35 protein-coding genes are annotated in these 26,970 nt (G+C 65.0%); 32 read left to right on the forward strand and 3 right to left on the reverse strand.

Going from position 1 to position 26,970, the window contains the following annotated elements:
* The first annotated feature begins 3 nt into the window (after window positions 1-3).
* The 21 genes from rpmC to IC50_RS22145 all read left to right on the forward strand — a co-directional run bounded on the left by rpmC (window position 4) and on the right by IC50_RS22145 (window position 13,243).
* The gene (rpmC, locus tag IC50_RS22040; RefSeq protein WP_011088144.1) at window positions 4-210 is read left to right on the forward strand and encodes a 50S ribosomal protein L29; all 207 of its coding nucleotides are present in this window, start codon (window positions 4-6) and stop codon (window positions 208-210) included.
* A gap of 13 nt (window positions 211-223) precedes the next feature.
* Window positions 224-472, forward strand: coding sequence for a 30S ribosomal protein S17 (gene rpsQ / locus IC50_RS22045; protein WP_028177969.1), 249 nt, complete (start codon window positions 224-226; stop codon window positions 470-472).
* 84 nt (window positions 473-556) lie between these two features.
* Entirely contained in the window at window positions 557-925 is a 369-nt protein-coding gene (gene rplN / locus IC50_RS22050; protein ID WP_007603030.1) for a 50S ribosomal protein L14, read from the forward strand.
* Window positions 925-1,239, forward strand: a complete 315-nt coding sequence (gene rplX / locus IC50_RS22055) for a 50S ribosomal protein L24 (RefSeq protein ID WP_035709580.1) — start codon at window positions 925-927, stop codon at window positions 1,237-1,239. The genes rplN and rplX overlap by 1 nt, the downstream gene beginning before the upstream one ends.
* Window positions 1,232-1,789, forward strand: coding sequence for a 50S ribosomal protein L5 (gene rplE, locus IC50_RS22060; RefSeq protein ID WP_025036988.1), 558 nt, complete (start codon window positions 1,232-1,234; stop codon window positions 1,787-1,789). Before rplX ends, rplE begins: the two co-directional genes overlap by 8 nt.
* Window positions 1,790-1,835: 46 nt before the next feature.
* Entirely contained in the window at window positions 1,836-2,141 is a 306-nt protein-coding gene (gene rpsN / locus IC50_RS22065; RefSeq protein ID WP_024342455.1) for a 30S ribosomal protein S14, read from the forward strand.
* 14 nt (window positions 2,142-2,155) lie between these two features.
* Window positions 2,156-2,554 carry a 30S ribosomal protein S8 gene (rpsH, locus tag IC50_RS22070; protein ID WP_027554158.1) on the forward strand — a complete coding sequence of 133 codons (399 nt, stop codon included), beginning with the start codon at window positions 2,156-2,158 and terminating at the stop codon, window positions 2,552-2,554.
* Between the two features lie 16 nt (window positions 2,555-2,570).
* The gene (gene rplF / locus IC50_RS22075) at window positions 2,571-3,104 is read left to right on the forward strand and encodes a 50S ribosomal protein L6 (RefSeq protein ID WP_035709582.1); all 534 of its coding nucleotides are present in this window, start codon (window positions 2,571-2,573) and stop codon (window positions 3,102-3,104) included.
* Between the two features lie 11 nt (window positions 3,105-3,115).
* Window positions 3,116-3,478, forward strand: a complete 363-nt coding sequence (gene rplR, locus IC50_RS22080) for a 50S ribosomal protein L18 (protein WP_035709584.1) — start codon at window positions 3,116-3,118, stop codon at window positions 3,476-3,478.
* Between the two features lie 47 nt (window positions 3,479-3,525).
* Window positions 3,526-4,122 carry a 30S ribosomal protein S5 gene (gene rpsE, locus IC50_RS22085; RefSeq protein ID WP_014494507.1) on the forward strand — a complete coding sequence of 199 codons (597 nt, stop codon included), beginning with the start codon at window positions 3,526-3,528 and terminating at the stop codon, window positions 4,120-4,122.
* A 24-nt stretch (window positions 4,123-4,146) separates the two neighbouring features.
* Complete coding sequence (gene rpmD, locus IC50_RS22090; RefSeq protein WP_035709586.1) at window positions 4,147-4,341, forward strand: 50S ribosomal protein L30; 195 nt, start codon at window positions 4,147-4,149, stop codon at window positions 4,339-4,341.
* A 75-nt stretch (window positions 4,342-4,416) separates the two neighbouring features.
* A complete protein-coding gene (gene rplO, locus IC50_RS22095) occupies window positions 4,417-4,902 on the forward strand; it encodes a 50S ribosomal protein L15 (RefSeq protein ID WP_018322273.1) in 486 nt (161 codons plus the stop codon).
* A gap of 148 nt (window positions 4,903-5,050) precedes the next feature.
* The gene (gene secY / locus IC50_RS22100; protein ID WP_035709588.1) at window positions 5,051-6,382 is read left to right on the forward strand and encodes a preprotein translocase subunit SecY; all 1,332 of its coding nucleotides are present in this window, start codon (window positions 5,051-5,053) and stop codon (window positions 6,380-6,382) included.
* Between the two features lie 277 nt (window positions 6,383-6,659).
* Window positions 6,660-7,550, forward strand: a complete 891-nt coding sequence (locus IC50_RS22105; protein ID WP_035709624.1) for an adenylate kinase — start codon at window positions 6,660-6,662, stop codon at window positions 7,548-7,550.
* 187 nt (window positions 7,551-7,737) lie between these two features.
* Entirely contained in the window at window positions 7,738-8,106 is a 369-nt protein-coding gene (rpsM, locus tag IC50_RS22110; RefSeq protein WP_035709590.1) for a 30S ribosomal protein S13, read from the forward strand.
* Between the two features lie 125 nt (window positions 8,107-8,231).
* A complete protein-coding gene (gene rpsK / locus IC50_RS22115) occupies window positions 8,232-8,621 on the forward strand; it encodes a 30S ribosomal protein S11 (RefSeq protein WP_007603045.1) in 390 nt (129 codons plus the stop codon).
* A 114-nt stretch (window positions 8,622-8,735) separates the two neighbouring features.
* On the forward strand, window positions 8,736-9,767 hold the full coding sequence (locus IC50_RS22120) for a DNA-directed RNA polymerase subunit alpha (protein ID WP_029674561.1): 1,032 nt from the start codon (window positions 8,736-8,738) through the stop codon (window positions 9,765-9,767).
* 248 nt (window positions 9,768-10,015) lie between these two features.
* Window positions 10,016-10,432: a 50S ribosomal protein L17 gene (gene rplQ / locus IC50_RS22125; RefSeq protein ID WP_035709592.1), complete on the forward strand. Its 417-nt coding sequence runs from the start codon at window positions 10,016-10,018 to the stop codon at window positions 10,430-10,432.
* 330 nt (window positions 10,433-10,762) lie between these two features.
* A complete protein-coding gene (locus tag IC50_RS22135; protein ID WP_035709597.1) occupies window positions 10,763-11,551 on the forward strand; it encodes an SDR family NAD(P)-dependent oxidoreductase in 789 nt (262 codons plus the stop codon).
* Between the two features lie 10 nt (window positions 11,552-11,561).
* Window positions 11,562-11,858, forward strand: coding sequence for a DUF1330 domain-containing protein (locus tag IC50_RS22140; RefSeq protein WP_035709626.1), 297 nt, complete (start codon window positions 11,562-11,564; stop codon window positions 11,856-11,858).
* A 56-nt stretch (window positions 11,859-11,914) separates the two neighbouring features.
* Window positions 11,915-13,243, forward strand: a complete 1,329-nt coding sequence (locus IC50_RS22145; protein WP_035709599.1) for a chloride channel protein — start codon at window positions 11,915-11,917, stop codon at window positions 13,241-13,243.
* A gap of 3 nt (window positions 13,244-13,246) precedes the next feature.
* Here IC50_RS22145 and IC50_RS22150 read toward each other — a convergent pair whose 3' ends face one another.
* Entirely contained in the window at window positions 13,247-14,260 is a 1,014-nt protein-coding gene (locus IC50_RS22150; protein ID WP_035709601.1) for a zinc-binding alcohol dehydrogenase family protein, read from the reverse strand.
* Window positions 14,261-14,393: 133 nt separating this feature from the next.
* Here IC50_RS22150 and IC50_RS22155 point away from each other — a divergent pair, with 133 nt between their 5' ends.
* The gene (locus IC50_RS22155; RefSeq protein ID WP_035709603.1) at window positions 14,394-14,768 is read left to right on the forward strand and encodes a winged helix-turn-helix transcriptional regulator; all 375 of its coding nucleotides are present in this window, start codon (window positions 14,394-14,396) and stop codon (window positions 14,766-14,768) included.
* A 178-nt stretch (window positions 14,769-14,946) separates the two neighbouring features.
* Here IC50_RS22155 and IC50_RS22160 read toward each other — a convergent pair whose 3' ends face one another.
* Window positions 14,947-16,548, reverse strand: coding sequence for an OprO/OprP family phosphate-selective porin (locus tag IC50_RS22160; protein ID WP_035709605.1), 1,602 nt, complete (start codon window positions 16,546-16,548; stop codon window positions 14,947-14,949).
* Between the two features lie 318 nt (window positions 16,549-16,866).
* On the opposite strand from IC50_RS22160, the gene IC50_RS22165 reads away from it, so the two are divergent.
* From IC50_RS22165 to blaOXA, 9 genes are all read left to right on the forward strand, one after another.
* A complete protein-coding gene (locus tag IC50_RS22165) occupies window positions 16,867-18,273 on the forward strand; it encodes a DegQ family serine endoprotease (RefSeq protein ID WP_035709606.1) in 1,407 nt (468 codons plus the stop codon).
* Entirely contained in the window at window positions 18,270-19,604 is a 1,335-nt protein-coding gene (locus tag IC50_RS22170) for a replication-associated recombination protein A (RefSeq protein WP_035709608.1), read from the forward strand. The genes IC50_RS22165 and IC50_RS22170 overlap by 4 nt, the downstream gene beginning before the upstream one ends.
* A gap of 76 nt (window positions 19,605-19,680) precedes the next feature.
* Entirely contained in the window at window positions 19,681-19,998 is a 318-nt protein-coding gene (locus IC50_RS22175; RefSeq protein ID WP_035709610.1) for a HigA family addiction module antitoxin, read from the forward strand.
* Window positions 19,995-21,221 carry an RluA family pseudouridine synthase gene (locus IC50_RS22180; RefSeq protein ID WP_035709612.1) on the forward strand — a complete coding sequence of 409 codons (1,227 nt, stop codon included), beginning with the start codon at window positions 19,995-19,997 and terminating at the stop codon, window positions 21,219-21,221. The genes IC50_RS22175 and IC50_RS22180 overlap by 4 nt, the downstream gene beginning before the upstream one ends.
* A gap of 40 nt (window positions 21,222-21,261) precedes the next feature.
* Window positions 21,262-21,582, forward strand: coding sequence for a hypothetical protein (locus tag IC50_RS22185; RefSeq protein ID WP_050991057.1), 321 nt, complete (start codon window positions 21,262-21,264; stop codon window positions 21,580-21,582).
* A 136-nt stretch (window positions 21,583-21,718) separates the two neighbouring features.
* Complete coding sequence (locus IC50_RS22190) at window positions 21,719-22,513, forward strand: ATP12 family chaperone protein (protein ID WP_035709616.1); 795 nt, start codon at window positions 21,719-21,721, stop codon at window positions 22,511-22,513.
* A gap of 54 nt (window positions 22,514-22,567) precedes the next feature.
* Window positions 22,568-24,178 carry a flagellar hook-length control protein FliK gene (locus IC50_RS22195; protein WP_035709618.1) on the forward strand — a complete coding sequence of 537 codons (1,611 nt, stop codon included), beginning with the start codon at window positions 22,568-22,570 and terminating at the stop codon, window positions 24,176-24,178.
* Window positions 24,175-24,438, forward strand: coding sequence for an EscU/YscU/HrcU family type III secretion system export apparatus switch protein (locus IC50_RS22200; RefSeq protein ID WP_035709619.1), 264 nt, complete (start codon window positions 24,175-24,177; stop codon window positions 24,436-24,438). The genes IC50_RS22195 and IC50_RS22200 overlap by 4 nt, the downstream gene beginning before the upstream one ends.
* 74 nt (window positions 24,439-24,512) lie before the next feature.
* The gene (gene blaOXA, locus IC50_RS22205; RefSeq protein WP_035709621.1) at window positions 24,513-25,331 is read left to right on the forward strand and encodes a class D beta-lactamase; all 819 of its coding nucleotides are present in this window, start codon (window positions 24,513-24,515) and stop codon (window positions 25,329-25,331) included.
* Between the two features lie 98 nt (window positions 25,332-25,429).
* Here blaOXA and IC50_RS22210 read toward each other — a convergent pair whose 3' ends face one another.
* Complete coding sequence (locus tag IC50_RS22210) at window positions 25,430-25,834, reverse strand: DUF4260 domain-containing protein (RefSeq protein WP_035709622.1); 405 nt, start codon at window positions 25,832-25,834, stop codon at window positions 25,430-25,432.
* Between the two features lie 139 nt (window positions 25,835-25,973).
* Here IC50_RS22210 and IC50_RS22215 point away from each other — a divergent pair.
* On the forward strand, window positions 25,974-26,970 hold a 997-nt coding region (locus tag IC50_RS22215; RefSeq protein ID WP_035709623.1), incomplete at its 3' end, for an acyl-CoA carboxylase subunit beta.

Here is a 26,970-nt window from a genome sequence, read left to right on the forward strand (position 1 = left end):
GTCATGGCCCAGATGAAGATCGAAGACATCCGCGCGATGAGCCCCGACCAGCAGGATGACGCCATCCTGAACCTGAAGAAGGAGCGCTTCAACCTGCGCTTCCAGCGCGCCACCGGGCAGCTCGAGAACACCTCTCGCCTGCGCGAGGCCCGCCGTGACATCGCCCGGATCAAGACCGTCGCCGCGCAGACGCGCGCGAAGAAGAAGTAAGAGGCTTACGAAGATGCCGAAACGTACTTTGCAGGGCGTGGTCGTCAGCGACAAGCAGGCCAAGACCATCGTGGTGCGCGTCGATCGCCGCTTCACGCACCCGATCTACAAGAAGACGATCCGCCGTTCGAAGAATTACCACGCGCACGACGAGAGCAACGAGTTCAAGCCGGGCGATATGGTTTGGATCGAGGAAACGAAGCCGATTTCGAAGTTGAAGCGCTGGGTCGTGATCCGGGGCGAACACAAGAAAAGCGCCTGATCTGTTGGCTTTAGCCGACTGACTTCAGGGAAATGTTGAGCGCCGGCTGGGCTGGCGCAAAGAGAAAGAGGACGAGGTGCATCAATGATTCAGATGCAGACCAACCTCGACGTGGCCGATAATTCTGGCGCACGCCGTGTCATGTGTATCAAGGTGCTCGGGGGCTCCAAGCGCCGCTACGCCACGATCGGCGACATCATCGTCGTGTCGATCAAGGAAGCAATTCCGCGTGGCAAGGTGAAGAAGGGCGACGTGATGAAGGCCGTCGTGGTGCGCGTCCGCAAGGACATCCGCCGCGCCGACGGTTCGGTCATCCGCTTCGACCGCAACGCCGCCGTCCTGATCAACAACCAGTCCGAGCCGGTCGGCACCCGTATCTTCGGGCCCGTGCCGCGCGAGTTGCGCGCCAAGAACCACATGAAGATCATCTCGCTCGCGCCGGAGGTGCTGTGATGGCTGCGAAGATCCGCAAGGGCGACAGGGTCGTCGTGCTGACCGGCCGCGACAAGGGTCGTACCGGCGAAGTGTTCGAGGTCCGTCCCGACGCCGGCACCGCGCTCGTGCGCGGCATCAACATGGTCAAGCGTCACCAGAAGCAGACGCAGGCCCAGGAGGGCGGCATCATCTCGAAAGAGGCGCCGATCCAACTGTCCAACATCGCGTATGTCGGCAAGGACGGAAAGCCGACCCGCGTCGGATTCAAGATTCTGGCGGACGGCAAGAAGGTCCGCATCGCCAAGAGCTCGGGAGCTGAGATCGATGGCTGAGGCCGCTTACACGCCGCGCCTGCGCGCGGAATATGATGCGAAGATCCGCACGGCTCTGACCGAGAAGTTCGGTTACGAGAACGTCATGCAGGTTCCTCGCCTGGACAAGGTCGTGCTGAACATGGGCGTTGGCGATTCCGTCAATGACCGCAAGAAGGCCGAGACCGCCGCTGCCGAGCTGACCCAGATCGCCGGCCAGAAGGCGATCGTGACCTATTCGCGGATCGCGATCGCGACGTTCAAGCTACGTGAGAACCAGCCGATCGGCTGCAAGGTCACGCTGCGCAAGGCCCGCATGTATGAGTTCATCGATCGCCTGGTGAACGTCGCGCTGCCGCGCGTCCGCGACTTCCGCGGCCTGAACCCGAAGAGCTTCGATGGCCGCGGCAACTACTCGCTCGGCATCAAGGAGCACATCATTTTCCCCGAGATCGACTTCGACAAGGTCACGGAAGCCCGCGGCATGGACATCACCGTCTGCACCACGGCCAAGACCGACGAAGAGGCGAGGGCCTTGTTGACCGCTTTCAATTTCCCGTTCCGGCAGTGAGACGCTGACCTAAAGCCTCTCAAACGCGGATACCCAGGAGCCAAGCATGGCAAAGAAGAGTTCAGTCGAGAAGAACAACAGGCGCAAGCGGATGGTGAAGAACGCCGCCGCCAAGCGCGAGCGGTTGAAGGCGATCATCGCCGACAAGACGCTGCCGATGGAGGAGCGGTTCGCCGCGACGCTGAAGCTGGCGGAAATGCCGCGCAACTCGTCGGCGACCCGCATCCGCCTGCGCTGCGAACTGTCGGGCCGCCCGCGCTCGAACTACCGCAAGAACAAGCTGTCCCGTATCGCGCTGCGCGACCTTGGCTCCAAGGGCATGGTCCCGGGCCTCGTGAAGTCCAGCTGGTAAGGAGGGTCGTTTAGATGTCTACGCACGATCCAATCAGCGATCTGATCACCCGTATCCGCAACGCGCAGATGCGTTCGAAGACCAAGGTCTCCACGCCTGGCTCGAAGATGCGCGAGAACGTGCTCGAGGTTCTGAAGACCGAGGGTTACATCCGCGGTTACGCCACGCTCGAGCATTCCTCGGGCCGCAGCGAGATCGAGATCGAGCTGAAGTATTTCGACGGCGAGCCCGTCATTCGCGAGATTGAACGCGTTTCCAAGCCCGGGCGTCGCGTCTACGCCTCGGTGAAGAACCTGCCGCGGGTGAACAACGGACTCGGCATTTCGGTGTTGTCGACGCCGAAGGGGATCATGGCCGACCACAGCGCGCGCGACGCGAATGTGGGCGGTGAAGTCCTCTTCACGGTGTTCTGAGAAGGATTTTCGATCCATGTCACGTGTTGGCAAAAGGCCTGTGGTGGTGCCGTCGGGTGTTACCGCGACCGTCGATGGGCAGACCGTCAAGATGAAGGGGCCGAAGGGTCAGCTTCAGTTCGTCGTTCATGACGACGTCGAGGTGAAGCTCGAGAACGGCCAGATCAAGGTCAAGCCGCGAGCCGAGACCAACCGCGCACAGGCGCTGTACGGTACCGCTCGCGCCCAGGTCGCGAATCTGGTCGAAGGCGTCACCAAGGGCTTCGAGAAGAAGCTCGAGATCACCGGCGTCGGCTATCGCGCTGCGATGCAGGGCAAGAATCTGCAGCTTGCGCTGGGCTACAGTCACGACGTGATCTATCCGATCCCCGAGGGGATCACGATCACCGTGCCGAAGCCGACCGAGATCACGGTGGCGGGCAGCGACGTCCAGCGCGTCGGCCAGGTCGCCGCCGAGATCCGCGCCTACCGTCCGCCGGAGCCCTACAAGGGCAAAGGCGTGAAGTATGTGGGCGAATTCATCTTCCGCAAGGAAGGCAAGAAGAAGTAACGGAGCCGGTCATGTCGAAAGCCAAGGTTACGAATGCCCGGCGCAAGCGGAGTGTGCGGCTCAAGCTGCGCCGCTCCGCCGGCGGCCGTCCGCGCCTCTCGGTGTTCCGCTCGTCCAAGCACATCTACGCCCAGGTCATCGACGACCTGAAGGGCGAGACGCTGGCCTCTGCCTCGTCGCTCGAGAAGTCGATGCGCGACGGCGGCAAGACCGGCGCCGACATCGATGCGGCGAAGGCGGTCGGCAAGCTGCTGGCCCAGCGCGCCGCCGAGAAGGGCGTGAAGGAAGTCGTGTTCGATCGCGGCAGCTATCTCTATCACGGGCGCGTCAAGGCTCTGGCCGATGCGGCGCGTGAGAGCGGGCTGAGCTTCTAACAGAATTTGAGGATTGAGGCGTAAGCCTCTGAAGGATTGGAAAAACCATGGCAGCTGAACGCGAACAACGTGGTGGACGCGATCAACGCGGCGGCGGACGTGAACGCAGGGAGCGCGAAGAGCGCGACAGCGAGTTCGTCGACAAGCTCGTCCACATCAACCGCGTGGCCAAGGTCGTCAAGGGCGGCAAGCGCTTCGGTTTCGCGGCGCTGGTCGTGATCGGCGACCAGAAGGGGCGGGCCGGCTTCGGTCACGGCAAGGCGCGCGAAGTGCCCGAGGCGATCCGCAAGGCGACCGAGTCCGCCAAGCGCAACCTGACGCGCGTGTCGCTGCGCGAGGGCCGCACGCTCCACCACGACATCGCCGGCCGTCATGGCGCAGGCCGTGTCTACCTGCGTGCAGCTCCGGCCGGAACCGGCATCATCGCCGGCGGCCCGATGCGCGCCGTGTTCGAGACGCTCGGCGTCCAGGACGTGGTTGCCAAGTCGATCGGCTCGTCGAATCCCTACAACATGGTTCGCGCAACCTTCGACGCGCTGAAGCATCAGGATTCGCCGCGTTCGGTCGCAGCCCGCCGCAACATCAAGGTGTCCACTCTGCAGTCGCGCCGTATCGGTGGCGATGCCGAGGCGGCTGCCGACTAACGGAAGCTTTCGGAGTAGACTCCCATGGCCAAGGCCAGCAAGACGATCAAGCTCGAGCAGACCGGCAGCGCAATCCGCCGCCATCACTCGCAGCGCTCGACGCTGATCGGGCTCAAGCTCAATAAGATCGGCCGCACCAGCGAACTGCCTGATACCCCGGCGGTCCGCGGCATGATCGAGAAGGTTCACCATCTCGTCCGCATCGTCGACGGGAAGTAAGCAAAGGCGCATGATCCCGAGCAGCGGGCACCGTGTTTCGGTGAAGATCAGGCGCAAGACACAAGGAGAAGGGCGATGAAGCTCAGCGATATCGCCGACAACGCCGGCTCGCGCAAGAAGCGTATGCGCGTCGGCCGCGGCATCGGTTCGGGCAAGGGCAAGCAGTCCGGCCGCGGCGGCAAGGGCCAGACCGCGCGTTCGGGCGTGCGCATCAAGGGTTTCGAAGGCGGCCAGATGCCGATGCATCGCCGTCTGCCCAAGCGCGGCTTCAACAACATCTTCCGCGTCGAGTTCGCCGAGATCAATCTCGACCGGCTCCAGGAAGCGGTCGATGCCAAGAAGATCGACGCCGGCAGCGTCGTGAACGTCGAGGCCCTGGTGAAGGGCGGCGTGCTGCGCCGCGCCAAGGCCGGCCTGCGGCTGCTCGGCCGCGGCGAGCTCAAGTCCAAGCTCAACATCGAGGTGCACGGCGCCACCAAGACCGCGATCGCCGCGGTCGAGAAGGCCGGCGGTTCGGTGAAGATCCTCGCCCCTGCCAAGGAAGAAGGCGAGGCGGCGTAACAACTGCGTCATCGGCCCGCGGCTCGCGGGCCTTTACGCATGCGGGACGTGGACTTATCGAAGCCGAGCCCCAGATAATGTCCGGCGTCCGCCAGAGTAGCCCGGCCGCGGGCATGACGGCGCAACAGGCGGCGGGAGAAAGTCCAAGATGGTCTCTGCAGCGGAACAACTGGCAGCCAATCTCAATTTCGGCGCGTTTGCCAAGGCCGACGAACTGAAGAAGCGCATCTGGTTCACCCTGGGTGCGCTGCTCGTTTATCGGCTCGGCACCTACATCCCGCTGCCGGGCATCGATCCCAACATCTGGGAGCAGGTGTTCCGCTCCCAGGCGGGCGGCATCCTCGGCATGTTCAACATGTTCGCCGGCGGCGGCATCCACCGCATGGCGATCTTCGCGTTGAACATCATGCCGTACATCTCGGCCTCGATCATCATCCAGCTCCTTACCACCGTCTCGCCGCAGCTCGAGGCGCTGAAGAAGGAAGGCGAGGCCGGCCGCAAGACGCTGAACCAGTACACCCGCTACCTGACCGTCATCCTGGCCGCGTTCCAGTCCTATGGCATCGCGGTGGGCCTCGAGGGTGCCGGCAACGTCGTCAGCGATCCCGGCATGTTCTTCCGCCTGTCCACCGCGATCACGCTGACCGGCGGCACCATGTTCCTGATGTGGCTGGGCGAGCAGATCACCTCGCGCGGCATCGGCAACGGCATTTCGCTGATCATTCTCGCCGGCATCGTCGCCGAGCTGCCCGCGGCGCTCGCCAACATGCTCGAGCTCGGCCGTCAGGGCGCGATGTCGACCGGCCTGATCCTGGTGGTGATCATCATGGCCGTCGCCGTGATCGCCTTCATCGTGTTCATGGAGCGCGCGCAGCGCCGGCTCTTGATCCAGTATCCGAAGCGCCAGGTCGGCAACAAGATGTTCGAGGGCCAGTCCTCGCATCTGCCGCTGAAGCTCAACACCTCGGGCGTGATCCCGCCGATCTTTGCGTCGTCGCTGCTGCTGCTGCCGACCACGGTTGCGAACTTCAATGCCGGCAGCGGGCCGGAGTGGTTCCAGTGGATCACCACCCAGCTCGGCCATGGCCGCCCGCTGTTCCTGATCCTGTATCTGGCGCTGATCGTGTTCTTCGCCTTCTTCTACACCGCGATCGTGTTCAACCCGACCGAGACTGCGGACAATCTGAAGAAGCACGGCGGATTCATTCCGGGCATCCGTCCGGGAGAACGTACCGCGGAATATATCGACTACGTGCTGTCGCGCATCACCGTGCTCGGCGCGATTTATCTGGCGATCGTCTGCCTGATTCCCGAGATCCTGATCTCCTACGCCTCGGTCCCGTTCTATTTCGGCGGCACCTCGCTGCTGATCGTCGTCAGTGTCACCATGGACACGGTGGCGCAGGTTCAGGGCTATCTGCTGGCACACCAGTATGAAGGCCTGATCCGGAAGTCGAAGCTGCGCGGCCGCCGCCGCTAGGCACGGTCACGCTTGAGGCGGCGCGACCGCGCCGCCGATTCGCTGCACGCCGCAACGCGGCGCGCGCAGAGGCGTCCGGGCAGCGATTCGGTTCGCATCGGCAGAGCTGCTCACACGGCGGCGCAATCACTGATTTCAAAAGGCCTTCTTGGCGTCCGGGCATTCGCTCCCCTATGATATGGGTGGCGGTGCGGCGCCGATTATGGTTTGCACTGTTCTTGATCTTCAAACGCAGGTGCGCGACGTATCGCTCACCAAGCCGGGGGGCGTTACGCCGATGAGAATTATACTTCTGGGACCGCCGGGGTCGGGCAAGGGGACTCAGGCCCAGCTGTTGGTGCAGCGCTATGGCATTGTCCAGCTCTCGACGGGTGAAATGCTGCGCGCGGCCGTCGCGGCGGGGACGCCGGTCGGGCTGAAGGCCAAGGAGATCATGGCCAGCGGCGGTCTTGTGCCTGACGAGGTCGTGGTGGGAATCATCTCCGACCGCATCGACCAGCCGGACGCCAAGAACGGTTTCATCCTCGATGGTTTCCCGCGCACCGTGCCGCAGGCCGAGGCGCTGGACGAACTGCTCAAGCACAAGCATCTCAAGCTCGACGCCGTGATCGAGCTCCGCGTCAACGAGAGCGCGCTCCTGAGCCGGGTCGAGACTCGCGTTGCCCAGATGCGGGAGCGCGGCGAGGAGGTCAGACTCGACGACACCCCGGAGGTCCTGACCAAGCGGCTTGCCAGCTATCGCAGCCAGACGGAACCGCTGATTCACTACTATTCCGAGCGTCGGAAGCTCTCGACCATCGACGGCATGATGGCCATTGACGAGGTCACCCGCGCCATCCACCGCCAGCTCCTGGCGCTCGGCGCGGTCGAGCCCAAGACCCACGCCAGAAGCGCAGCCAAGGTGGCACCGGCCAAAAAGACCAAGGTGGCGAAGAAATCGACCAAGAAGCCGGCGAAGGCAGCCAAGAAGGCCGCCAAATCGGCCAAATCCGGCAAAAAGACGGTCAAGAAGGCTAGGAAGGGCGCCAAGAAGGCAGCCAAGAAGGCGGCCGGGAAAACGGTCAAAACGGCAGCCAAAAGGACGGCCAAGAAGACCGCCAAGAAGGCCGTCAAAAAGGGTGCCAAAAAGGCTGCAAAAAAGGTCACGAAAAAGCGAGCCAGACGCTAGCAGCGGTTGACGAAAGCCCCTGGAATCCCCTAATAAGCCCCGCATCCAAGTCGGATAGTTTCAGACGATGCCGGGCCCCAGGAAGACCGGGGGTGGGCGTCGTGTTCGCGTTTGTGAACACCTGCCCGAGAAAGCAAGCACTTAAAGCCCGATTCCTGACGAGGGATCGGCAACAGGAGAGAAGGCCGTGGCCCGTATTGCCGGCGTGAACATTCCCACCAACAAGCGCGTGCTGATCGCGCTCCAGTACATCCATGGCATCGGCGCGAAGATCGCCGGCGAGATCATGGAGAAGGTGAAGATCCCCGAGGATCGTCGCGTCAATCAGCTCAGCGACGCCGAAGTGCTCCAGATCCGCGAAGTCATCGACCGCGACTATCTCGTCGAGGGCGATCTGCGTCGCGAGGTCGGCATCAACATCAAGCGCCTGATGGACCTCGGCTGCTATCGCGGCCTGCGTCATCGTCGGGGTCTGCCGGTGCGCGGCCAGCGCACCCACACCAATGCGCGCACGCGCAAGGGTCCGGCCAAGGCCATCGCCGGCAAGAAGAAGTAAGTTTTTCGAATCCGATCGCGGCGTGTGGCGAAAGAGGGGATCACCCGTTCGCTGCACGCTTTTCGTTCCACAGGTGTAGCCGCTGGCATTACGGCGGCGTTTGAGATCTTCAGGAAAGGGACTCTATGGGCAAGGAAGCCACCCGCGTTCGTCGTCGTGAGCGCAAGAACATCGCCTCCGGCGTCGCTCACGTGAACTCATCGTTCAACAACACGACCATCACCATCACCGACGCGCAGGGCAACACGATTGCCTGGTCCTCGGCCGGTACGATGGGCTTCAAGGGCTCGCGCAAGTCGACCCCGTATGCCGCGCAGGTCGCCGCCGAGGACGTGTCGAAGAAGGCGCAGGAGCACGGCATGCGCACGCTGGAAGTCGAAGTCGCCGGTCCCGGTTCGGGCCGCGAGTCGGCTCTCCGAGCGCTCCAGGCCGCGGGCTTCACCGTCACCTCGATCCGTGACGTGACCACGATTCCGCACAACGGTTGCCGTCCCCGCAAGCGTCGGCGCGTTTGATTTCTACGAGTTGCGGGCGCAGCGGCGCCCGCAATGACTTTGCAAGAAGCCGCGGGAATGATCTGCGGCCTTTCTCCAACGCCAGTATTTGAACTGTCAAATCGACTGGCCTGTATGGGTGAAACAGTGACGATCCAGAAAAATTGGCAAGAACTGATTCGGCCGAACAAGCTCCAGGTCACGCCCGGCAGCGATCCCTCGCGTTTCGCGACCATCGTCGCCGAGCCGCTCGAGCGCGGCTTCGGCCAGACCCTCGGCAACGCGCTGCGCCGCATCCTGCTCTCCTCGCTCCAGGGCGCGGCGGTGCAGTCGGTGCATATCGACGGTGTGCTGCACGAGTTCTCCTCGATCGCGGGCGTCCGTGAGGACGTCACCGACATCGTTCTCAACATCAAGGACATCTCGATCAAGATGCAGGGCGAAGGCCCCAAGCGGATGGTCGTGAAGAAGCAGGGCCCGGGCGTCGTCACCGCCGGCGACATCCAGACCGTCGGCGATGTGGTCGTGCTGAACCCCGATCTGCAGATCTGCACGCTCGACGAGGGCGCCGAGATCCGCATGGAGTTCACGGTCTCCACCGGCAAGGGTTACGTGCCCGCCGAGCGCAACCGTCCCGAGGACGCTCCGATCGGCCTGATCCCGGTCGACAGCCTGTACTCGCCGGTCCGCAAGGTCTCGTACAAGGTCGAGAACACCCGCGAGGGCCAGATCCTCGACTACGACAAGCTGACCATGACGATCGAGACCAACGGCGCGATCACGCCGGATGACTCCGTGGCCTATGCTGCGCGCATCCTGCAGGATCAGCTCAACGTGTTCGTCAACTTCGAAGAGCCGCGCAAGGAAGTCGCCCAGGAGATCATCCCGGATCTCGCCTTCAACCCGGCCTTCCTCAAGAAGGTGGACGAGCTCGAACTGTCGGTGCGTTCGGCCAACTGCTTGAAGAACGACAACATCGTCTACATCGGCGACCTCGTGCAGAAGAGCGAAGCGGAAATGCTCCGCACCCCGAACTTCGGCCGCAAGTCGCTGAACGAGATCAAGGAAGTGCTGGCCCAGATGGGTCTGCATCTCGGCATGGAAGTGCCGGGCTGGCCGCCGGAGAACATCGACGAGCTCGCCAAGCGCTTCGAGGATCACTACTGAGCATTTCGTCATTCCGGGGCGGCTCGCAGAGCCGAACCCGGAATCTCGAAATTCCGGATCGCCGCTTCGCGCCGTCCGGAATGACGGAGAGCATGATACCGGAAAAGTGCGAAGCGGTTTTCCGATAAGGATCATGCTCAAACAAGAAAGCGAAAGCGCGTCGCGCTTTCGCGGGCGAACGCAGGCAGCCCACCTGAGCAACATGTCCGACGAACCGTCGCGGCAGTTTTAACGTAAGGACTACACACATGCGTCACGGCAAGGTTCATCGGAAGCTCAACCGTACGGCCGAGCATCGCCGCGCGATGTTTGCCAACATGGCGGCTGCGCTGATCAAGCACGAGCAGATCGTTACCACGCTGCCCAAGGCCAAGGAGCTCCGTCCGATCGTCGAGAAGCTCGTCACCCTCGGCAAGAAGGGTGGCCTGTCGCTGCGCCGCCAGGCGATCGCGGAGCTGCGCGACGTCGACATGGTCAAGAAGCTCTTTGACACGCTGGCGACCCGCTACAAGGACCGCCAGGGTGGCTACACCCGCATCATCAAGGCCGGCTTCCGCTATGGCGACAACGCTGCGATGGCCGTGATCGAGTTCGTCGATCGCGACGTCGATGCCAAGGGCCAGGATTCCGGTCCGGTCGAGGCGAAGGAAGCCGAAGCGGCGTAAGCCGACGGGTACTTGAATTTTTCAGAAAGCGGCGCCCGTGGGCGCCGCTTTTTTTATGGCGCGGCCGTGAGGCCTGGAACGATCACGAAATCAAACGTGCGATTGCGTAAGGCATCGCGTACGACCGGCACAAGCTCGAGCGCCGATGGCGTATGCTGCCCTGTCAGTATGACGGCGTAGGTATCGCATTCCGCGGCGACAGGATGGGCACGGTACGCTTTGCCGACCTGCGGCACGGCTGTTGTGGCGGGCCAGCCTCACGCGTGGGGACGATTGAAGCTGCGTGGGCAGCGCACGATATCTCCGCCAACCTCTATGGAGAGACGACGCATGAACATCGACCTTTTCGGAAAGACCGCCCTCGTCACCGGCTCGACCGCCGGCATCGGCCATGCCATCGCCAAGGGCCTTGCCGCCTCGGGCGCAAGCGTCGTCGTCAACGGGCGGGGCCAGGACAAGGTCGATGCGGCCGTGCGCAAGTTGGAAGGGACGGGCGCCAAGGTGCGGGGCATCGCCGCCGACGTCTCGACCGCTTCGGGCTGCGAGGCGCTCGTTGCGGCGCTGCCCGAGGTCGACATCCTCATCAACAATGCCGGCATCTTCGAGCCCAAGGACTTCTTCGATATCCCGGACGCGGACTGGAGCCGCTTCTTCGAGGTCAACGTCATGAGCGGCGTGCGGCTGTCGCGCGCGTACATGAAGGGCATGCTCGCCCGCAACTGGGGCCGCATCGTCTTCATCTCCTCGGAGTCCGGGCTCAACATTCCCGTCGAGATGATCCACTACGGCATGACCAAGACGGCCCAGCTCTCGGTCGCGCGCGGTCTGGCGCAACTGACCCGCGGCACCGGCGTCACCGTCAATTCCGTCCTGCCGGGCCCGACCATGTCGGAGGGCGTCGAGACTTTCGTCAGGGATCTCGCGAAGCAAAACGGTCAGTCGGTGGACGAGGCCGCCGCCAATTTCGTCAAGCAGCATCGCCCGAGTTCGCTGATCCAGCGCTTCGCCAGTGTCGACGAGATCGCCAACATGGTGGTCTATGTTGCCTCGAAGGAGGCGTCTGCCACCAATGGCGCCGCGCTGCGCGCGGAAGGCGGCATCGTCAACACGATCGCATGAGGCGATGCGCATGGTGGCCTATGTGATCTCGGAGGTCGAGACACGCGACAGGGCCGCGATGGAGGCCTATCGTACACTGGCCGAGCAGACCATCGCGCGATATGGCGGCCGCTATCTTGCGCGCGGCGGCGCCGCTGAGGTGGTGGAGGGGGGGCCGCCGTCCAAGACCATCATCATCGTGGAGTTTGCTTCGATGGCTCGCGCGCGCGAATGGTACGCCTCACCGGAATACGCGGAGGCGCTGAAGTTGCGACAGGCGGCGCTGGAGCGGCGGCTGATGTTCGTCGACGGAGTCGTTCCAGTCTAGCTGGTCTGCCGCCCTGCGGGTTCCATTCGGCGCGCTGTCGGCTAGGATGGGCATTCATGCTCTGGCCCCTGTCGACCCGCCACAAACGCCTCTTCAGATTGACGTCCGCGCGATGGCAGCGGCGGGCGATCTTCCTGCTCGGTGGTATCGGGGTCGGCGCCACGGCTGTGGCGCTGGCGCAGCTCGCCGATCTGGCGCAGCATGCTTTCGCGCTGCTGCTGGCGAAGTCGCGCTACGCCGTGCTGGCGGTGACCCCGCTCGGCTTCATGCTGTCGGCCTATCTGACCATCCGGCTGTTTCCCAACGCGCAGGGAAGCGGGATTCCACAAGCCATTGCCGCACGCCATCTGACCGATCAGGGCGCGCGCGAGAGTCTGGTTTCGATCCGGATCGCGGCCGGAAAGGTGATCCTCACTCTGTTCGGTCTGTTGTGTGGCGGCTCCGTCGGTCGGGAAGGGCCCACGGTGCAGGTCGGCGCGTCCATCATGTTCGCGCTCGGCCGCGTTTCGCCGCGCCGCCAGCCGGGCTTGATCCTGGCCGGCGCCGCCGCAGGCGTTGCCGCGGCGTTCAACACGCCGCTCGCCGGCATCGTCTTCGGCATCGAGGAGATGAGCCGCGCTTTCGAGACCCGCACGTCCAGCCTCATCATTGCGGCCGTGATCGCGGCCGGCCTGACCTCGCTGGCGCTGGCCGGCAATTACGCCTATTTCGGCAGCAGCGCGACGTCGCTGGCGCGTGGCACGGACTGGCTGGCCGTTCCGCTCTGTGGCGTGGTCGGCGGCCTCGCGGGGGGCCTGTTCAGCCGCATCGTCATCGCGATGGCGCACGGGTTCAAGAATCCGCTCGGACGCGCGATCAAAGGCCATCCGCTCTGGTTCGCATTCGCGTGCGGCATCGCTGTCGCGATCTGCGGTCTGGTGTCCGGCGATACGATCTACGGCACCGGCTATGAGCAGGTGAAGACGGCACTGGAGCACGGCTCGCCGCTGCCGCAGGATTTCGGCGTGCTCAAGCTCCTGGCGACGACCTTTGCTGCAATCAGCGGCATACCGGGCGGCATTTTCTCGCCGTCGCTGGCTGTCGGTGCCGGCATCGGCAGCAACGTCGCCTCGTTCTTCCAAGATGCACCGCTCGGCGCGATCATGCTGCTCGGCATGGTCTCGTACTTCGCCGGCGTGGTGCAGGCGCCGATCACGGCGTTCGTGATCGTGACCGAAATGACGGACAATCATGGCATGGTCGTGCCGTTGATGGCGGCCGCGTTGATCGCGCATGTCACCTCGCGAATGATCTGCGAGGAGGGCATCTATCACGCACTGGCAAAGGGCTTCGTCGAACGGGCGACGCAATCGCCGGAAGCGAAGGCGCCGCACGCTTCGAGCTGAAGCCTACCACCCCTCCAGCACGATCTTGCCGCGCGACTTGCCGCTCTCGAGCAGCGCATGGGCGCGCTTGAGGTTGGTGGCGTTGATCGTGCCGAAGGTCTGGTCGAGCGTGGTGCGCAGCACGCCCTTGTCGATGAGGTCGGCGACGTCGTTGAGCAGGTGATGCTGCGCGATCATGTCCGGAGTCTGGAACGAGGAGCGCGTGAACATCGATTCCCAGTGCACCGAGATCGCCTTGCCCTTGAACGTGCTCATGGCGAATTCCGGCGGATCGTCGATCAGGCCGAACTTGCCCTGCGGGGCCATGAGTTCGGCGATCGCCTTGTAGTGCTGGTCGGTGAAAGTGAGGCTTGCCACCAGCGCGACCGGCGGCAGCTTGAGCTTCTCGATCTGCTCCTTCATCGGCTTGCCGTGGTCGATCACCGCATGCGCGCCGAGATCGAGGCACCATTTCTGCGACTCCGGCCGCGTCGCGGTTGCGAGCACCGTGAGCCCGGTGAGGCGACGGGCGAGCTGGATCAGGATCGAGCCGACGCCGCCAGCGCCGCCCGTGATCAGCAGCGTGCGAGGATCGACGCTCTTGCCGGGTACGGCGCCGAGCCGGTCGAACAGCAACTCCCAGGCGGTGATGGAGGTGAGGGGAAGGGCGGCTCCTTGCGCGAACGACAGGCTCTTCGGCTTGTTGCCGACGATGCGTTCGTCGACCAGGTGGAACTCGGCGTTGGTGCCCTGGCGCAGGATCGAGCCGGCGTAGAACACCTCGTCGCCCGGCTTGAACAGCGTGACCTCAGGTCCGACCGCATCGACCACGCCGGCCGCGTCGTAGCCGAGGATCTTGGTCTCGCCCTCGGGCGGGGCGGCGCGCTTGCGCACCTTGTAATCGACGGGATTGGCCGAGATCGCCGTCACGGCGACGCGGATGTCGCGCCCCTTGGGTTCGGGTTTGGCGGTCTCGAAGTCGATCAGTGAATCCGCATCCTCGATCGGAAGCGATCTTTTGTAGCCGACGGCCTTCATGGCTTGTCTCCATCAGATGGCGCCCGGCTTGGCAGGGGCGCCCGACCCGCTAACTGTCGCCCCGGCTCCGATTTGGCAAGTACTGTAAATTCGGGGATATAGTCCCTGTTTGGATACTATTGGGAAACCACGCATGAAACGGCGCAATTTTGCCCGTCGGCCCGGCTGCTCGGTCGAGGCGACGCTGGATCTGATCGACGGCAAGTGGAAGGGGGTGATCCTCTATCACCTGCAGAGCGGCACCCAGCGCTTCGGCGAATTACGCCGCCGGATGCCAGGGATCACCCAGCGCATGCTGACGAAGCAGCTGCGCGCGCTGGAGGAGGACAAGCTCGTCATCCGCAAGGTCTATGCCGAAGTGCCGCCGCGTGTGGAGTATTGCCTCTCCGAGCTCGGCGAGAGCCTCAAGCCGGTGATCGACATCCTGAAGGCCTGGGGCGAGAGTCACCAGGAGCGGCTGTCCTGCGCGCCGCCGCCGGTGGTCGTGAAGAAGAAGCGTGCGGCGTGAAATTTTGAGTCAGCTCGCCGAGCTCTGGGTGTCGTCCCTGCGAACGCACCGATCCATAACCCCGGGAGACGTTGTGGCGCCAGCTGGCAACTCCGAGCCTTCGCCCAATCTCATCCTGTGGCTATAGGTCCCGGGTTCGTGCTTGCGCACGCCCCGGGACGACGAGTCTAGCCTGGCCTCAGAACGCAAACTGCGTGCGCATTGCGACGGCATCGAACTTCGAGCCGACGTCTGCGGTCGAGACCGGCGAAGCCTGTCGCGACACCGTGCCGTGCAGGTAATCGAGCATGAAGCGGACGTTGCCGTTGACATACCAGTTGAGCGCGAGCGTATAGACCGTCTGCCGCCCGCCGGCGATGCCGCTCGCCGTTGCAAGCTGATCGTTCAGGTCGACCGTCGAGAAGCGCCCGGCGATCTCCCACGCACCCCAGCCGCCGCCGTCGAGCGAGAACGGATGCGCCGGCTTGACGCCGCTATAGGCCGCGCTCGCCGCGTTGTAGGTGCGCCCCTCACCAGTCAGCACGTAGCCGGCCTGCGCATAGCCGCCCTGGAACTTCAGGCTCGGTGCGCCGACCAGCGGCACGCCGGTGTTGGCGGTGCGGTCGACGTTGTACCAGAAGTACTCGCCCTGGACGATGAGCGGACCGTAAGTCGCTGCCGCCTCGACGCTGTAGACCTGTGCCCCCGAAACATTGGCCATGGCGCCGGTCGAAATCAGGGTCGTCGGGTCGAGACGCAATTCCGGACGATCGCTGAGCGCGAGCGTCTGCGTATTGGCGATCAGATTGCGCGGCGGCTGGATCAGCCATTGCGCGTCGGCGCCGATATGTACCGAGTAGTCTCTGCCGCTGATGGGATTGCCGGCGACGCGCGCCACCGCGCCGTACTGCTCGCTCGTGCCCGGCGGCGAAGCGCTCGAGGCGGAATGGATCGCGCCGGTCGACGGTCCCGTGACATAGCCGCCGATCCAGAGCTGGTCGTTGAACCAGCGCGCACCGGCTGCGGAACGGAAGTCGCCGGCGGCGATGTTGGTCGCGATCACACCGGGTGAGGCGCGCTCCATGAACAGGATATCGTTGGAGCTCGTGGCCTCGTCCATGGTGTAGGGCAGATCCATGATGCCGGCCTCGATCGCCATCTTGCCGCCGAACGGCTTCAGGCCGGTGTAGCTGAGATAGGCGTTCTCGACGCCGGAGACGCCGCCGCCCGGCAGCGATCCTGGCGCGGCGCCGCCAAATCCGTCGGAGGAGCCGCCGAAATCGTAGACCAGCGCGAAGTTCCAGTCGTTGAAGAACTTGCCGGCGACGCCGATGCGCGCGCGGCGGACGTTCTGACCGCTGTTGAGCCTCTGCGGCACGGTCGCTGCGGTGTTGGGACGATAATCGTAGCCGCCGACATCCCAATGCAGGCGGCTGGTGATGGCGACGCAATTGGCCTGGTCGGCGGTGCAGATCGTCGGCCGGTTGTTCGGCATCGTCACGACGACGCCGGATGCCGGCGCGGGTCCCTTGACGGGGATCGCCGCGTTCGCGTTGGCGACCACCGCCTTCGCCTCCGAGCGCGCCTCCGCCTTGGCTTCGGCTTTCGCCTTCGCGGTAGCCGCGGCGTTCGCCGCCGTCTGGCTCTGAAGCTTGTCGAGCTTTCGCTCGAGCATCTTCAACTGCTGCTTCAACAGCGCGATCTCCTGCTCGCTGTTGGTTGCCGATTGGGCCTGGGCCTGCGAAGCCGCCATTGCGCCGGCGAGACCAATCGCGGTCGCTGCAATCCTTGTCCTGCTCACATCATCACTCCATCGGTTGGACCAACTTCCCCAAGTCGTCAGCGCAGAGCCTAAGAACGGTCGATGACTGCCGCACGACGGCGCGCCTCCGGTTGCGCTGGTTCCCGCTGATGCAAATTCGCCGCAACCGAATCCGCCGGGAGCGAGCATGCAAGATGACGCGTGTCATGCCAATCCGCGACGACAGGCAAGCGGTCGCTTTCGTACGCCGGGCTTGCATTCGGGAGACACCGGAATGAGGCCGAATATTGCCGCCCTGCGCCCTTCTATTGAGGGGCGAACGCGCCTATATTCCGGCGTCTTTTCCAAGAGGTAGGAATGTTTCGATCGACCTGGACCGCCGTCGTCACGGCCTTGTGCATAGCCTTTCCGGCCCATTTCAATCCGGCCTCGGCGCAGGACCGTCGCCTCCCGTCGTCGCCGGCCGAGCTGCGGCTGTCCTATGCGCCGATCGTGCAGCGGGTGCAGCCGGCGGTCGTCAACGTCTATGCCGCCAAGGTGGTGCAGAACCGCAATCCGCTGTTGGACGACCCGATCTTCCGCCGCTTCTTCGGCGTGCCGGGTCAGCAGCCCGAGCAGATGCAGCGCTCGCTCGGTTCCGGCGTCATCGTCGATGCCTCCGGGCTCGTCGTCACCAACGTCCACGTCATCGAAGGTGCGGACCAGGTCAAGGTATCGCTGTCGGACAAGCGCGAGTTCGAGGCCGAGATCCTGCTGAAGGATTCGCGTACCGATCTCGCCGTGCTGCGCCTCAAGGATACGAAGGAGAAATTCCCAACCCTCGACCTCACCAATTCGGATGAGCTGCTGGTCGGTGACGTCGTGCTCGCAATCGGCAATCCCTTCGGCGTCGGCCAGACCGTGACCCACGGCATCATCTCGGCGCTGGCGCGCACGCAAGTCGGCATCACCGATTATCAGTTCTTCATCCAGACCGATGCGCCGATCAATCCCGGAAATTCCGGCGGCGCGCTGGTCGACATGAGCGGCAAGCTCGCCGGCATCAACACCGCGATCTATTCGCGCTCCGGCGGCTCGCAAGGCATCGGCTTCGCGATTCCATCCAACATGGTGCGCGTCGTCGTCGCCTCCGCCAAGAGCGGCGGCAAGGCGGTGAAGCGGCCGTGGCTGGGAGCAAAGTTGCAGGCGGTGACGCCCGAGATCGCGGAGAGCCTCGGCCTGCGCTCGCCGACTGGTGCGTTGGTGGCGAGCGTGGTGCCCAATGGCCCCGCAGCGAAGGCGGGCCTGAAATCCTCCGACCTGATCACCGGGATCGACGGCCAGACCGTGGATGATCCCAACGCCTTCGACTACCGCTTCGCGACCCGTCCCCTCGGCGGCACCGCGCAGATCGACGTGCAGCGCGGCACCAGGCCGCTCAAGCTGACAGTGGCGCTGGAAACTGCGCCCGACATCGGCCGCAACGAACTCGTCGTTACCGCGCGCTTGCCGTTCCAGGGCGCGAAGGTCTCGACCATCACGCCGGCGGTCGCTGACGAGCTGCATCTGGACGCCGACACCGAAGGCGTCGTCATCACCGATGTGGGCGGTGATACCGCGGCCGCGAGCGTCGGCTTCCAGAAGGGCGACATCATCCTCGCCGTCAACAACCTGAAGATCGGCAAGACCAGCGACCTCGAGAAGGCGGCGGGCGAACGGTCGCGGATCTGGCGCATTACGCTGGTGCGCGGCGGCCAGCAGATCAACGTCACGCTGGGCGGATGAGTCCGAAGCGACCACAACAGACGCCGACTCTCTTTGCCGCGGCGGGGCTCGACCACGAGGCTCCGCATCCGCTGCCGGACCGGCTGCGCCCGCGCGCGCTCTCGGAGGTCGTCGGCCAGGACCACATCCTCGGCCCCGACGGTGCGTTGACGCGCATGTTGGAGACGCGCACGCTCGGATCGCTGGTGTTCTGGGGCCCGCCCGGCACAGGCAAGACCACGGTGGCTCGGCTGCTGGCGGACGCAACGGATTTGCATTTCGAGCAGATTTCGGCCGTGTTCTCCGGCGTCGCCGATCTGAAGAAGGCCTTTGATGCCGCGCGCGCCCGCCGCGAGATGGGCAAGGGCACGCTGCTGTTCGTGGACGAGGTGCATCGCTTCAACCGTGCCCAGCAGGATTCCTTCCTGCCCGTGATGGAAGACGGCACGGTGGTCATGGTCGGCGCCACCACCGAAAATCCATCCTTCGAGCTCAACGCGGCGCTTCTGTCCCGCGCGCGCGTGCTGGTGTTTCGCTCGCTCGATGCCGCCTCGATCGAAAAGCTGTTCGCGCATGCCGAGGCGGTCGAGGGCAGGAAGCTGCCGCTCGATGCGGAGGCGCGCGCCGTGCTGGTGCGCATGGCCGACGGCGACGGCCGCGCCTCGCTGACGCTCGCCGAAGAGGTCTGGCGTTCGGCGCGCGCGGACGAGATCTTCAATGCGGCGCAATTGCAGGACATCCTGCAACGCCGCGCGCCGATCTACGACAAGTCGGCCGACGGCCATTACAATCTGATTTCGGCGCTGCACAAATCGGTGCGCGGCTCCGATCCCGACGCGGCGTTGTATTATCTCGCGCGGATGTTGGACGCCGGCGAGGACCCGCTGTTCCTGGCACGCCGCGTCGTGCGCATGGCGGTGGAGGACATCGGGCTCGCCGATCCGCAGGCGCTCGTGATCGCCAATGCGGCCAAAGACGCCTTCGACTTCCTCGGCCACCCCGAGGGCGAACTCGCCATCGCGCAAGCCGTCGTCTATCTCGCCACCGCGCCGAAATCGAACGCGGTCTACACCGCCTTCGGCACGGCGATGCAGGTCGCCAAACAAGCCGGCTCGCTGCTGCCGCCAAAGCACATCCTCAATTCCCCGACCAAGCTGATGAAGTCCGAAGGCTACGGCGCGGCTTATGAATACGACCACGACGCCCCCGATGCCTTCTCCGGCCAGGACTACTTCCCGGAAGCCCTGGGCCGCCAGACCTTCTACGACCCGCCCGAACGCGGCTTCGAGCGGGAGATCCGCAAGCGGCTGGATTACTGGGCTAAGCTGCGCAAGGAGCGGGGCGGGAAGTAGAGCTGTGGCTCGCCGCAGGGTGTACATTTACGGTTTACGTAACACGTAAATCTTGCTACTCGGCGGGGGAATTCCCATGCCCCAGACACCCACACATCCCGGTGAGCACCTCGCCGAAGAACTACGCGAACTCGGCATTACAGCCGCGGAGCTGTCGCGTCAGATCGATGTGCCGGTCAATCGTATCACCGGCATCATCAACGGACAGCGCGGCATTACTGCTGATACGGCGCTGCGCCTTGGTCACTGGTTCGGCACGAGCCCGCAATTCTGGATGAACCTGCAACAGCAATATGAGCTGCGGCTGGCGGAGAAGGAGGTGGGCGCGCAGGTTGCGTCGCTGCCCCGCCGCGCCAACGCGCAGTCGACACGAAAGCTTGGAAAAACCGCATGAGCCGCCGCATCAAGAGAATGAATCCAAAGCCCCGCTCGCGTGACGAGCGCGAGGACGCTCGTCCGCATCACGCGCGCAGCGCGAAGAAGGCCGGGCCGCGTCCGGGCGGCAAGCCGCCGCGCTTTGCCGGAGAGCGTGCCGAGCGGCGTGCCCCCGAGCGTGCCGAGCGGCGGCCGCCCAAAGTCCCCCAGGACAGGCCCGCGCCGGAGAAGCCCGTCGAAGCATTGCTGCCGACCAAGGTGCAGACCGTCACCGTGACGGCCGACGAGAACAACATGCGCGTCGACCGCTTCCTCGAAGCGCGCTTTCCCGGCCTGTCGTTCTCCCACATCCAGCGCGTCGTCCGCAAAGGCGAGCTGCGCGTCGACGGCAAGCGCGTCGACAGCAAGGACCGTCTGGAGGAGGGCCAGAGCGTCCGCATTCCGCCGCTGAAGCTCGACGCGCCGAAGGCTGTGGGGGAGCTGTCGGAGGCGGCGCAGAAGACGCTCAAGGCGCTGAAGGAGATGACGATCTATGAGGATGACGACGTCCTCGTCCTCAACAAGCCGGCCGGCCTTGCCGTGCAGGGCGGCTCGGGCATGACGCGGCACATTGATCAGATGCTGGAGGTGATGCGCGATGCCAAGGGCCAGAAGCCGCGCCTCGTTCACCGCATCGATCGCGAGACGTCCGGCTGTCTCCTGATCGCCAAGACGCGCTTCGCTGCCTCGCATCTGACCGGCGCGTTCCGCTCGCGGTCGGCGCGGAAGGTGTATTGGGCGCTGGTGCCGGGCCTGCCGAAGCCCAAGCAGGGCCGCATCTCGACCTTCCTCGCCAAGGAAGAGAGCGAGGACGACACCATCATGCGCATCGCCCAGCATGGCGACGAGGGCGCCAGCCACGCGGTGACCTATTACGCGGTGGTGGAGACCGCCGGCAACAAGCTGACCTGGGTGTCGCTGAAGCCGGTCACCGGGCGCACCCACCAGTTGCGCGCCCACATGGCCCATATCGGCCATCCCATCGTCGGTGATCCCAAATATTTCAACATCGAGAACTGGCAGCTGCCGGGCGGCCTGCAGAACCGGCTGCATCTCCTGGCACGCCGCATCGTCATTCCGCATCCGCGCGGCGGCGTCATCGACGCCACCGCGCCGTTGCCGCCGCACATGCAGCAGTCCTGGAACCTGCTCGGACTGGATGCAACCCGATTTGATCCGATCGAGAACGCGCCTGAAGAATAGTTAAGTTGAACGGGGGTGGTCGGAGCACAACATATCACCCATGAAACGGCTCTCGATCTGTCTCCTGGTTTTGACCGCACTGCTCTTGGGGCAGGTCTTGGGGCAGGTCTTGGGGCGGGCGGCTCAGGCACAGATTATACTGCCGGGCCCCACACAGGTCGTTCCGCCGCCTTCGCCGCCACCGCCGCCGAAGCTCGAGGTGCCGAAGATGCCGCAGATCGATGCGCGGCCGAGCCACAACTACCGGCCGTTCCCGCGCAATTCGTTCAGCGATCGCGTGTCGAAGTGCCTCGAGGACGCCGCAGGCGCGGGGCTGGGCCCCGCCGACCGCGGCACCTATGCGCTCAGATGCGCGAACTAGGGTCGATTCGGTCTCCTGTCGCTACCGGTTGAAGCCTGGCGAACAGGGCCCGCAAGTTCCCTCGCGCCGCTCGCTTTATCGGCCGCCGGTCTTATCTTAAAAGCCTGGCATTCAGCGGCAGGGACCGAAAAGCGACATGCGCGAATTGTTCGACGAAGCTGCGGGGCAGACCCCGCCCGATCCGCGCGAGGCGGCACGCCAGTCGGCGCGCCCGCCGCAGCGCAAGCGCTTCTACAAGGAGGCGGGCGTGAGCGAGGCCGACGGCGGGTACGTCATTGCGCTCGACGGCAGGCCGATCCGTACGCCGTCGGGTCGTCAGGTGGTGATCCCTTCGCGCGACCTCGCCGATGCGGTGGCCGCGGAATGGGCGGCCCAGGGCGAGACGATCGACCCCGTGACCATGCCGCTGACGCGGATCGCCAACAGCGTGGTGGAGGGGGTCGTCGATCGGGTCGAGCTCGTCAGCGACGATCTCGCCAAGTATTTCGAGTCTGATCTGCTGTTCTATCGTGCCGGCCATCCCGAGGGACTGGTCGCCCGCGAGGCCGCGCATTGGGATCCCGTGCTGTTCTGGGCGGCGGAGACGTTGGGAGCGCATTTCATCCTGTCCGAGGGCATCATGCATGTGAAGCAGCCGGACGAGGCGCTTCGCGCGGCGCGCGCCGCGCTGCCGCGGGACGCCTGGTCGGTCGCCGCCCTCCACGTGGTGACGACCCTGAGCGGCTCGGCGCTGCTGGCGCTGGCGCTGGCCCATGGCGCGCGGGACGCCAGCCAGGTCTGGGCCGCCGCTCATGTCGACGAGGATTGGAACGCCGAGCAATGGGGCGTGGACGAGGAGGCAGCTAACCGCCGGGCCATCCGCTTCAGGGATTTCGAGGCCGCCGTGACGGTGCTGGCGGCCGTAAAGCCTTCCGCAACCACAGGTCCTTAACGAGAGGTTTACGACGCAGCGTTACGGTAGCCGGCGCTCCCTAAGGCCGCTGAGATGCCGACGCCCGTCACCTCCATCGCTCCCGTCAGCGCCGCCAGCCCCTTGGCTGATGCGGCGACGCCCGATCTCGTGCTTCAAGCCGGCAGTGTCGTCGATGCCAGGGTCGTCAGCGTCCTCGCCGACCATCTGGTGCGGATCGCGATCGCAAATCTATCCCTCGACGTGATGTCGGAAGTCGCGCTGTCGCCCGGGCAAAATCTCCAGCTGGCGGTGTCGCAGAACGACGGCACTGTCCGCCTTGCCGTCGTCGGCGGAGCAGGGGAGGCGGTCGCCGATATGGTCACGCTGACGCCGCGTGCGGCCTCGCTGGTGGAGAGCCCGCCGCTCGCGCCGTCGGCGGGCGCAGCGCGCAGTGCGTTGACGCCTTCGGAGCAGGTCGCGGTCACGGCGGCTTCGGCCGAGGCCGTCACCAGGCAGGGCAGCCAGGCGCCGCTGTTTGCCAATCTGGCCGCCGTCGTCACCGGCAGCGATCTGCCCGCGGGCCTGAAGCAGGCGGTGCTGGACGTGCTTGCGCAGCAGACGCCGCTCAACACCGGGCTCGATGGCGGCGATATCGAAACCGCCTTCCAGAAATCCGGCCTGTTCCTCGAGGCCTCGCTGGCCGCAGGCGCGACGCCGTCGTCCGGCGCAATGCCCGATCTGAAGGCGGCGCTGCTGGTGCTGCGCCAGGCACTGGCCACGCTCGAAGCCACCCCGCCGCATACGCAAGGCGCCATCATGCCCGCCAGCGCCGCGGGGACACCGCAGTCGGCAGCTGCACCGGCTCAGCCGACAGGCGGGGCCGTGCCCTCATCCGAAACCGAGATCGCGCAACCTCAGCAAATGCCGCGCAGCGCCACACAAGCGGCCGCCGTCCTGGCTGATGCTGCCGCCGGCGTTGCGCAGGCCGCGATGCCGCGGACCATGACCGCGGGGCTTGCCGCCAGCCTCTTGCAGGAGATGACGCAAAATCTCCCGCGCATGATCGGCAACGTGCCAGGGTCCAACAAGGCCGTGCCGGACGGCCACATCTTCGAGGCGGCCACCCGTGCGGCCACGCCGCCACCGTTCCGCGGCGCATTGCCGGCGCCCCAGCCGATCGCCTCGCCGTCGCTCGCGCCGGATACACCGTTGGCCACCGCGGTGCATCGCCTGCTCGGCGACACCGACGCCGCGATCGCGCGGCAGACCTTGCTCCAGGTCGCCTCGCTCCCCGATCGCACCGACGCCGGCGGCCACCGCGTCGATCCGGCCGTGCCGCAGTGGAATTTCGAGATTCCGTTCGCGACTCCGCAGGGCACCGCGATGGCCCAGTTCGAGATCTCGCGCGATGGCGGCAATGACTCCGCCGATCCCGCCAGGCGCGCCTGGCGCGCGCGCTTCTCGCTCGATGTCGAGCCGGCGGGTCCCGTGCATGCGCTGATCACGCTGAACGGCGACAAGACCCTGGTGCGGATGTGGGCGGAGCGGCCGGCGACGGCGCAGCAACTCCGTGCCGGCATTGGCGAGCTCAGCCAGGCATTGACGCGGGCCGAGCTCACACCCGGCGACATCGTGGTCCGCGACGGCACGCCGCCCCAACCGACGCCTGCCCGCGCCGGCCACTTCCTGGATCGAGCGACATGAGCGATCCGTCCAGGCTCGCGATCGCGCTGCACTACGAGAAGGGCACCAACGCGCCTGTCGTCGTCGCCAAGGGCAAGGGCACGATCGGCGAAAAGATCGTCGAGATCGCGAAGGCCCACGACATCCCGATCGAGGAGAACGAGGTCCTGGCCGGCGCGCTGTCCAAGGTCGAGCTAGGTGAGGAGATCCCGCCGGATCTCTACAAGGCCGTCGCCGAGGTGCTGGTGTTTGTGCTGCGGCTGTCGGGCCGGGGGCGGTAAAACCAACCTGTCATCGTTTCACCACGTAGCGGCTGCATGGTCGCGCTGGCCTTCATTGCTCACGGATATCGCTGTTGCTCACCCGTCGTTCCACCCTCGGTCTTCTCGCCGCAGCCGCGGTCCTGCCATCCCGCGCGCGCGCCCACGTCGCGCCGCCGCGCAATGAAATCCGTGAGAGTCTTGCGAAACGCTTCACCGACCTCGGCACATCAGGCACCTTCGTCGGCTACAAGGTCGAGGACTATCTGATCGTCGCCAGCGACAAGGAGCGCTCGGGTGAGGGCAAGCTGCCGGCCTCGACCTTCAAGATTCCAAACTCGTTGATTGCGCTCGAGACCGGCGTGGTCGCCGACCCCGACAAGGATGTGTTTCCCTGGGACGGCGTCAAGCGTCCGATCGAGGCCTGGAACAAGGACCACACGCTGCGCAGTGCGATCGCGGTCAGCGCGGTGCCGGTGTATCAGGAGATCGCGCGTCGCATCGGGCAGGAGCGCATGCAGAAATATGTCGACGAGTTCGACTACGGCAATCGCGACATCGGCGGCGGCATCGACCAGTTCTGGCTCACCGGCGCCCTGCGCATCGATCCGGTCGAGCAGATTGATTTCGTCGACCGGCTGCGCCGCCGCGTGCTGCCGATCAGCAAGCGCAGTCAGGATCTCGTCGCCGACATCCTGCCGGTGACCAAGGTCGGCGACAGCGTCATCCGCGCCAAGTCCGGATTGCTGGGTGCCGAGCGCGGCGAGCCGTCGCTCGGCTGGATGGTCGGCTGGGCCGAGAAGGGGGAGGCGCACACCGTGTTCGCGCTCAACATGGATTGCAAGGAGTCGCGCCTGATCGGCGAGCGCATGCCGCTGACGCAAGCTTGCCTTGCCGAGATCGGCGCGATCTAGCGTATGTAGTGATCGCGCCCTATTGCGGACCGCAAAGAAGTCCTCGTTATTGCGAGCGCAGCCCTACCACCGACGTCATTGCGAGGGGTCCGCGCCGGTCAGGCGTCCTTCTGCCGGCCGATCGCGCCCAGATGCGTGAAGCCGAACCCGGCGGAATATTTCAGGCCGTAGCCCAGCGCCCGGTCGATGCCGATATGGGCAAGCCAGATCAAGGCAATGGACAAAGTGAGGGACGAGGCGAGCCCGAAGCCCAGCGTCAGCAGTGCCACCGGCGCCATGTAGCTGTGAGCGGCGTTGTAGACCATCGCGCCGGACTTGGCGTCGGACAGGTATGCCAGGAAGCTCAGATCGGGCACGAAGAAGAGGAGGGCAAAGACCAACCAGGAGCCGTCCCAGGCCCAGTAGAGCATCACCATCCCCGCAAACAGGGTCAGGCCCTCCAGCCGCAGCAGGATGTTGACACCGCCTGTCGCCGCGCCGGTCCCGGCCGTTCCTTCGGTCATGCTCGTCCCCCAGGCAAAACTTTGTAATTCCTTGCGCTTTCCCGCTGCGGCAGGGCAGCCCTGCGACGCCGAAAGCCGCTTCCCGGCCTGCAAAATGCCGTGTTAGAACCCCGCATCATTTAAGAACTGGCGGGAGCAAATGAAACACATCCTGGACGCCCTTGAAGACCGTCGCGCCGGCGCCAAGCTCGGTGGCGGGGAGAAGCGCATCGAGGCGCAGCATGCCCGCGGCAAGCTGACCGCGCGCGAGCGCATCGAGCTCCTGCTCGACAAGGGATCGTTCGAGGAGTTCGACATGTTCGTCGAGCACCGCTCCACCGAGTTCGGCATGGAGAAGACCAAGGTGCCGGGCGACGGCGTCGTCACCGGCTGGGGCACCGTCAACGGTCGCAAGACGTTTGTCTTCGCCAAGGATTTCACCGTGTTCGGCGGCTCGCTGTCCGAGACCCACGCGCTGAAGATCACGAAGCTCCAGGACATGGCGATGAAGGCGAGGGCGCCCATCATCGGCCTCTATGACGCGGGCGGCGCCCGCATCCAGGAGGGCGTCGCTGCGCTCGCCGGGTACTCCTACGTTTTCCGCCGCAACGTGCTCGCCTCGGGCGTGATCCCGCAGATCTCCGTCATCATGGGGCCCTGCGCCGGTGGCGACGTCTATTCGCCAGCGATGACCGACTTCATCTTCATGGTGAAGAACACCAGCTACATGTTTGTCACCGGCCCGGACGTGGTGAAGACCGTCACCAACGAGGTCGTCACCGCCGAAGAGCTCGGCGGCGCCTCGGTGCACGCCACGCGCTCCTCGATCGCCGACGGCGCCTTCGAGAACGACGTCGAGACGCTGCTGCAGATGCGGCGCCTGATCGACTTCCTGCCGTCCAACAATACCGACGGCGTGCCGGAATGGCCGAGTTTCGACGACATCGGCCGTGTCGACATGTCGCTGGACACGCTGATCCCCGACAATCCCAACAAGCCCTACGACATGAAGGAGCTGATCCTGAAGGTCGTGGACGAGGGCGATTTCTTCGAGATCGCGGAAGCCTTCGCCAAGAACATCGTCACCGGCTTCGGCCGCATCGCTGGCCGCACCGTCGGCTTCGTCGCCAACCAGCCGATGGTGCTGGCGGGGGGGG

Source organism: Bradyrhizobium genomosp. I (2014), from assembly GCF_000261685.1.
Lineage (GTDB): Bacteria > Pseudomonadota > Alphaproteobacteria > Rhizobiales > Xanthobacteraceae > Bradyrhizobium.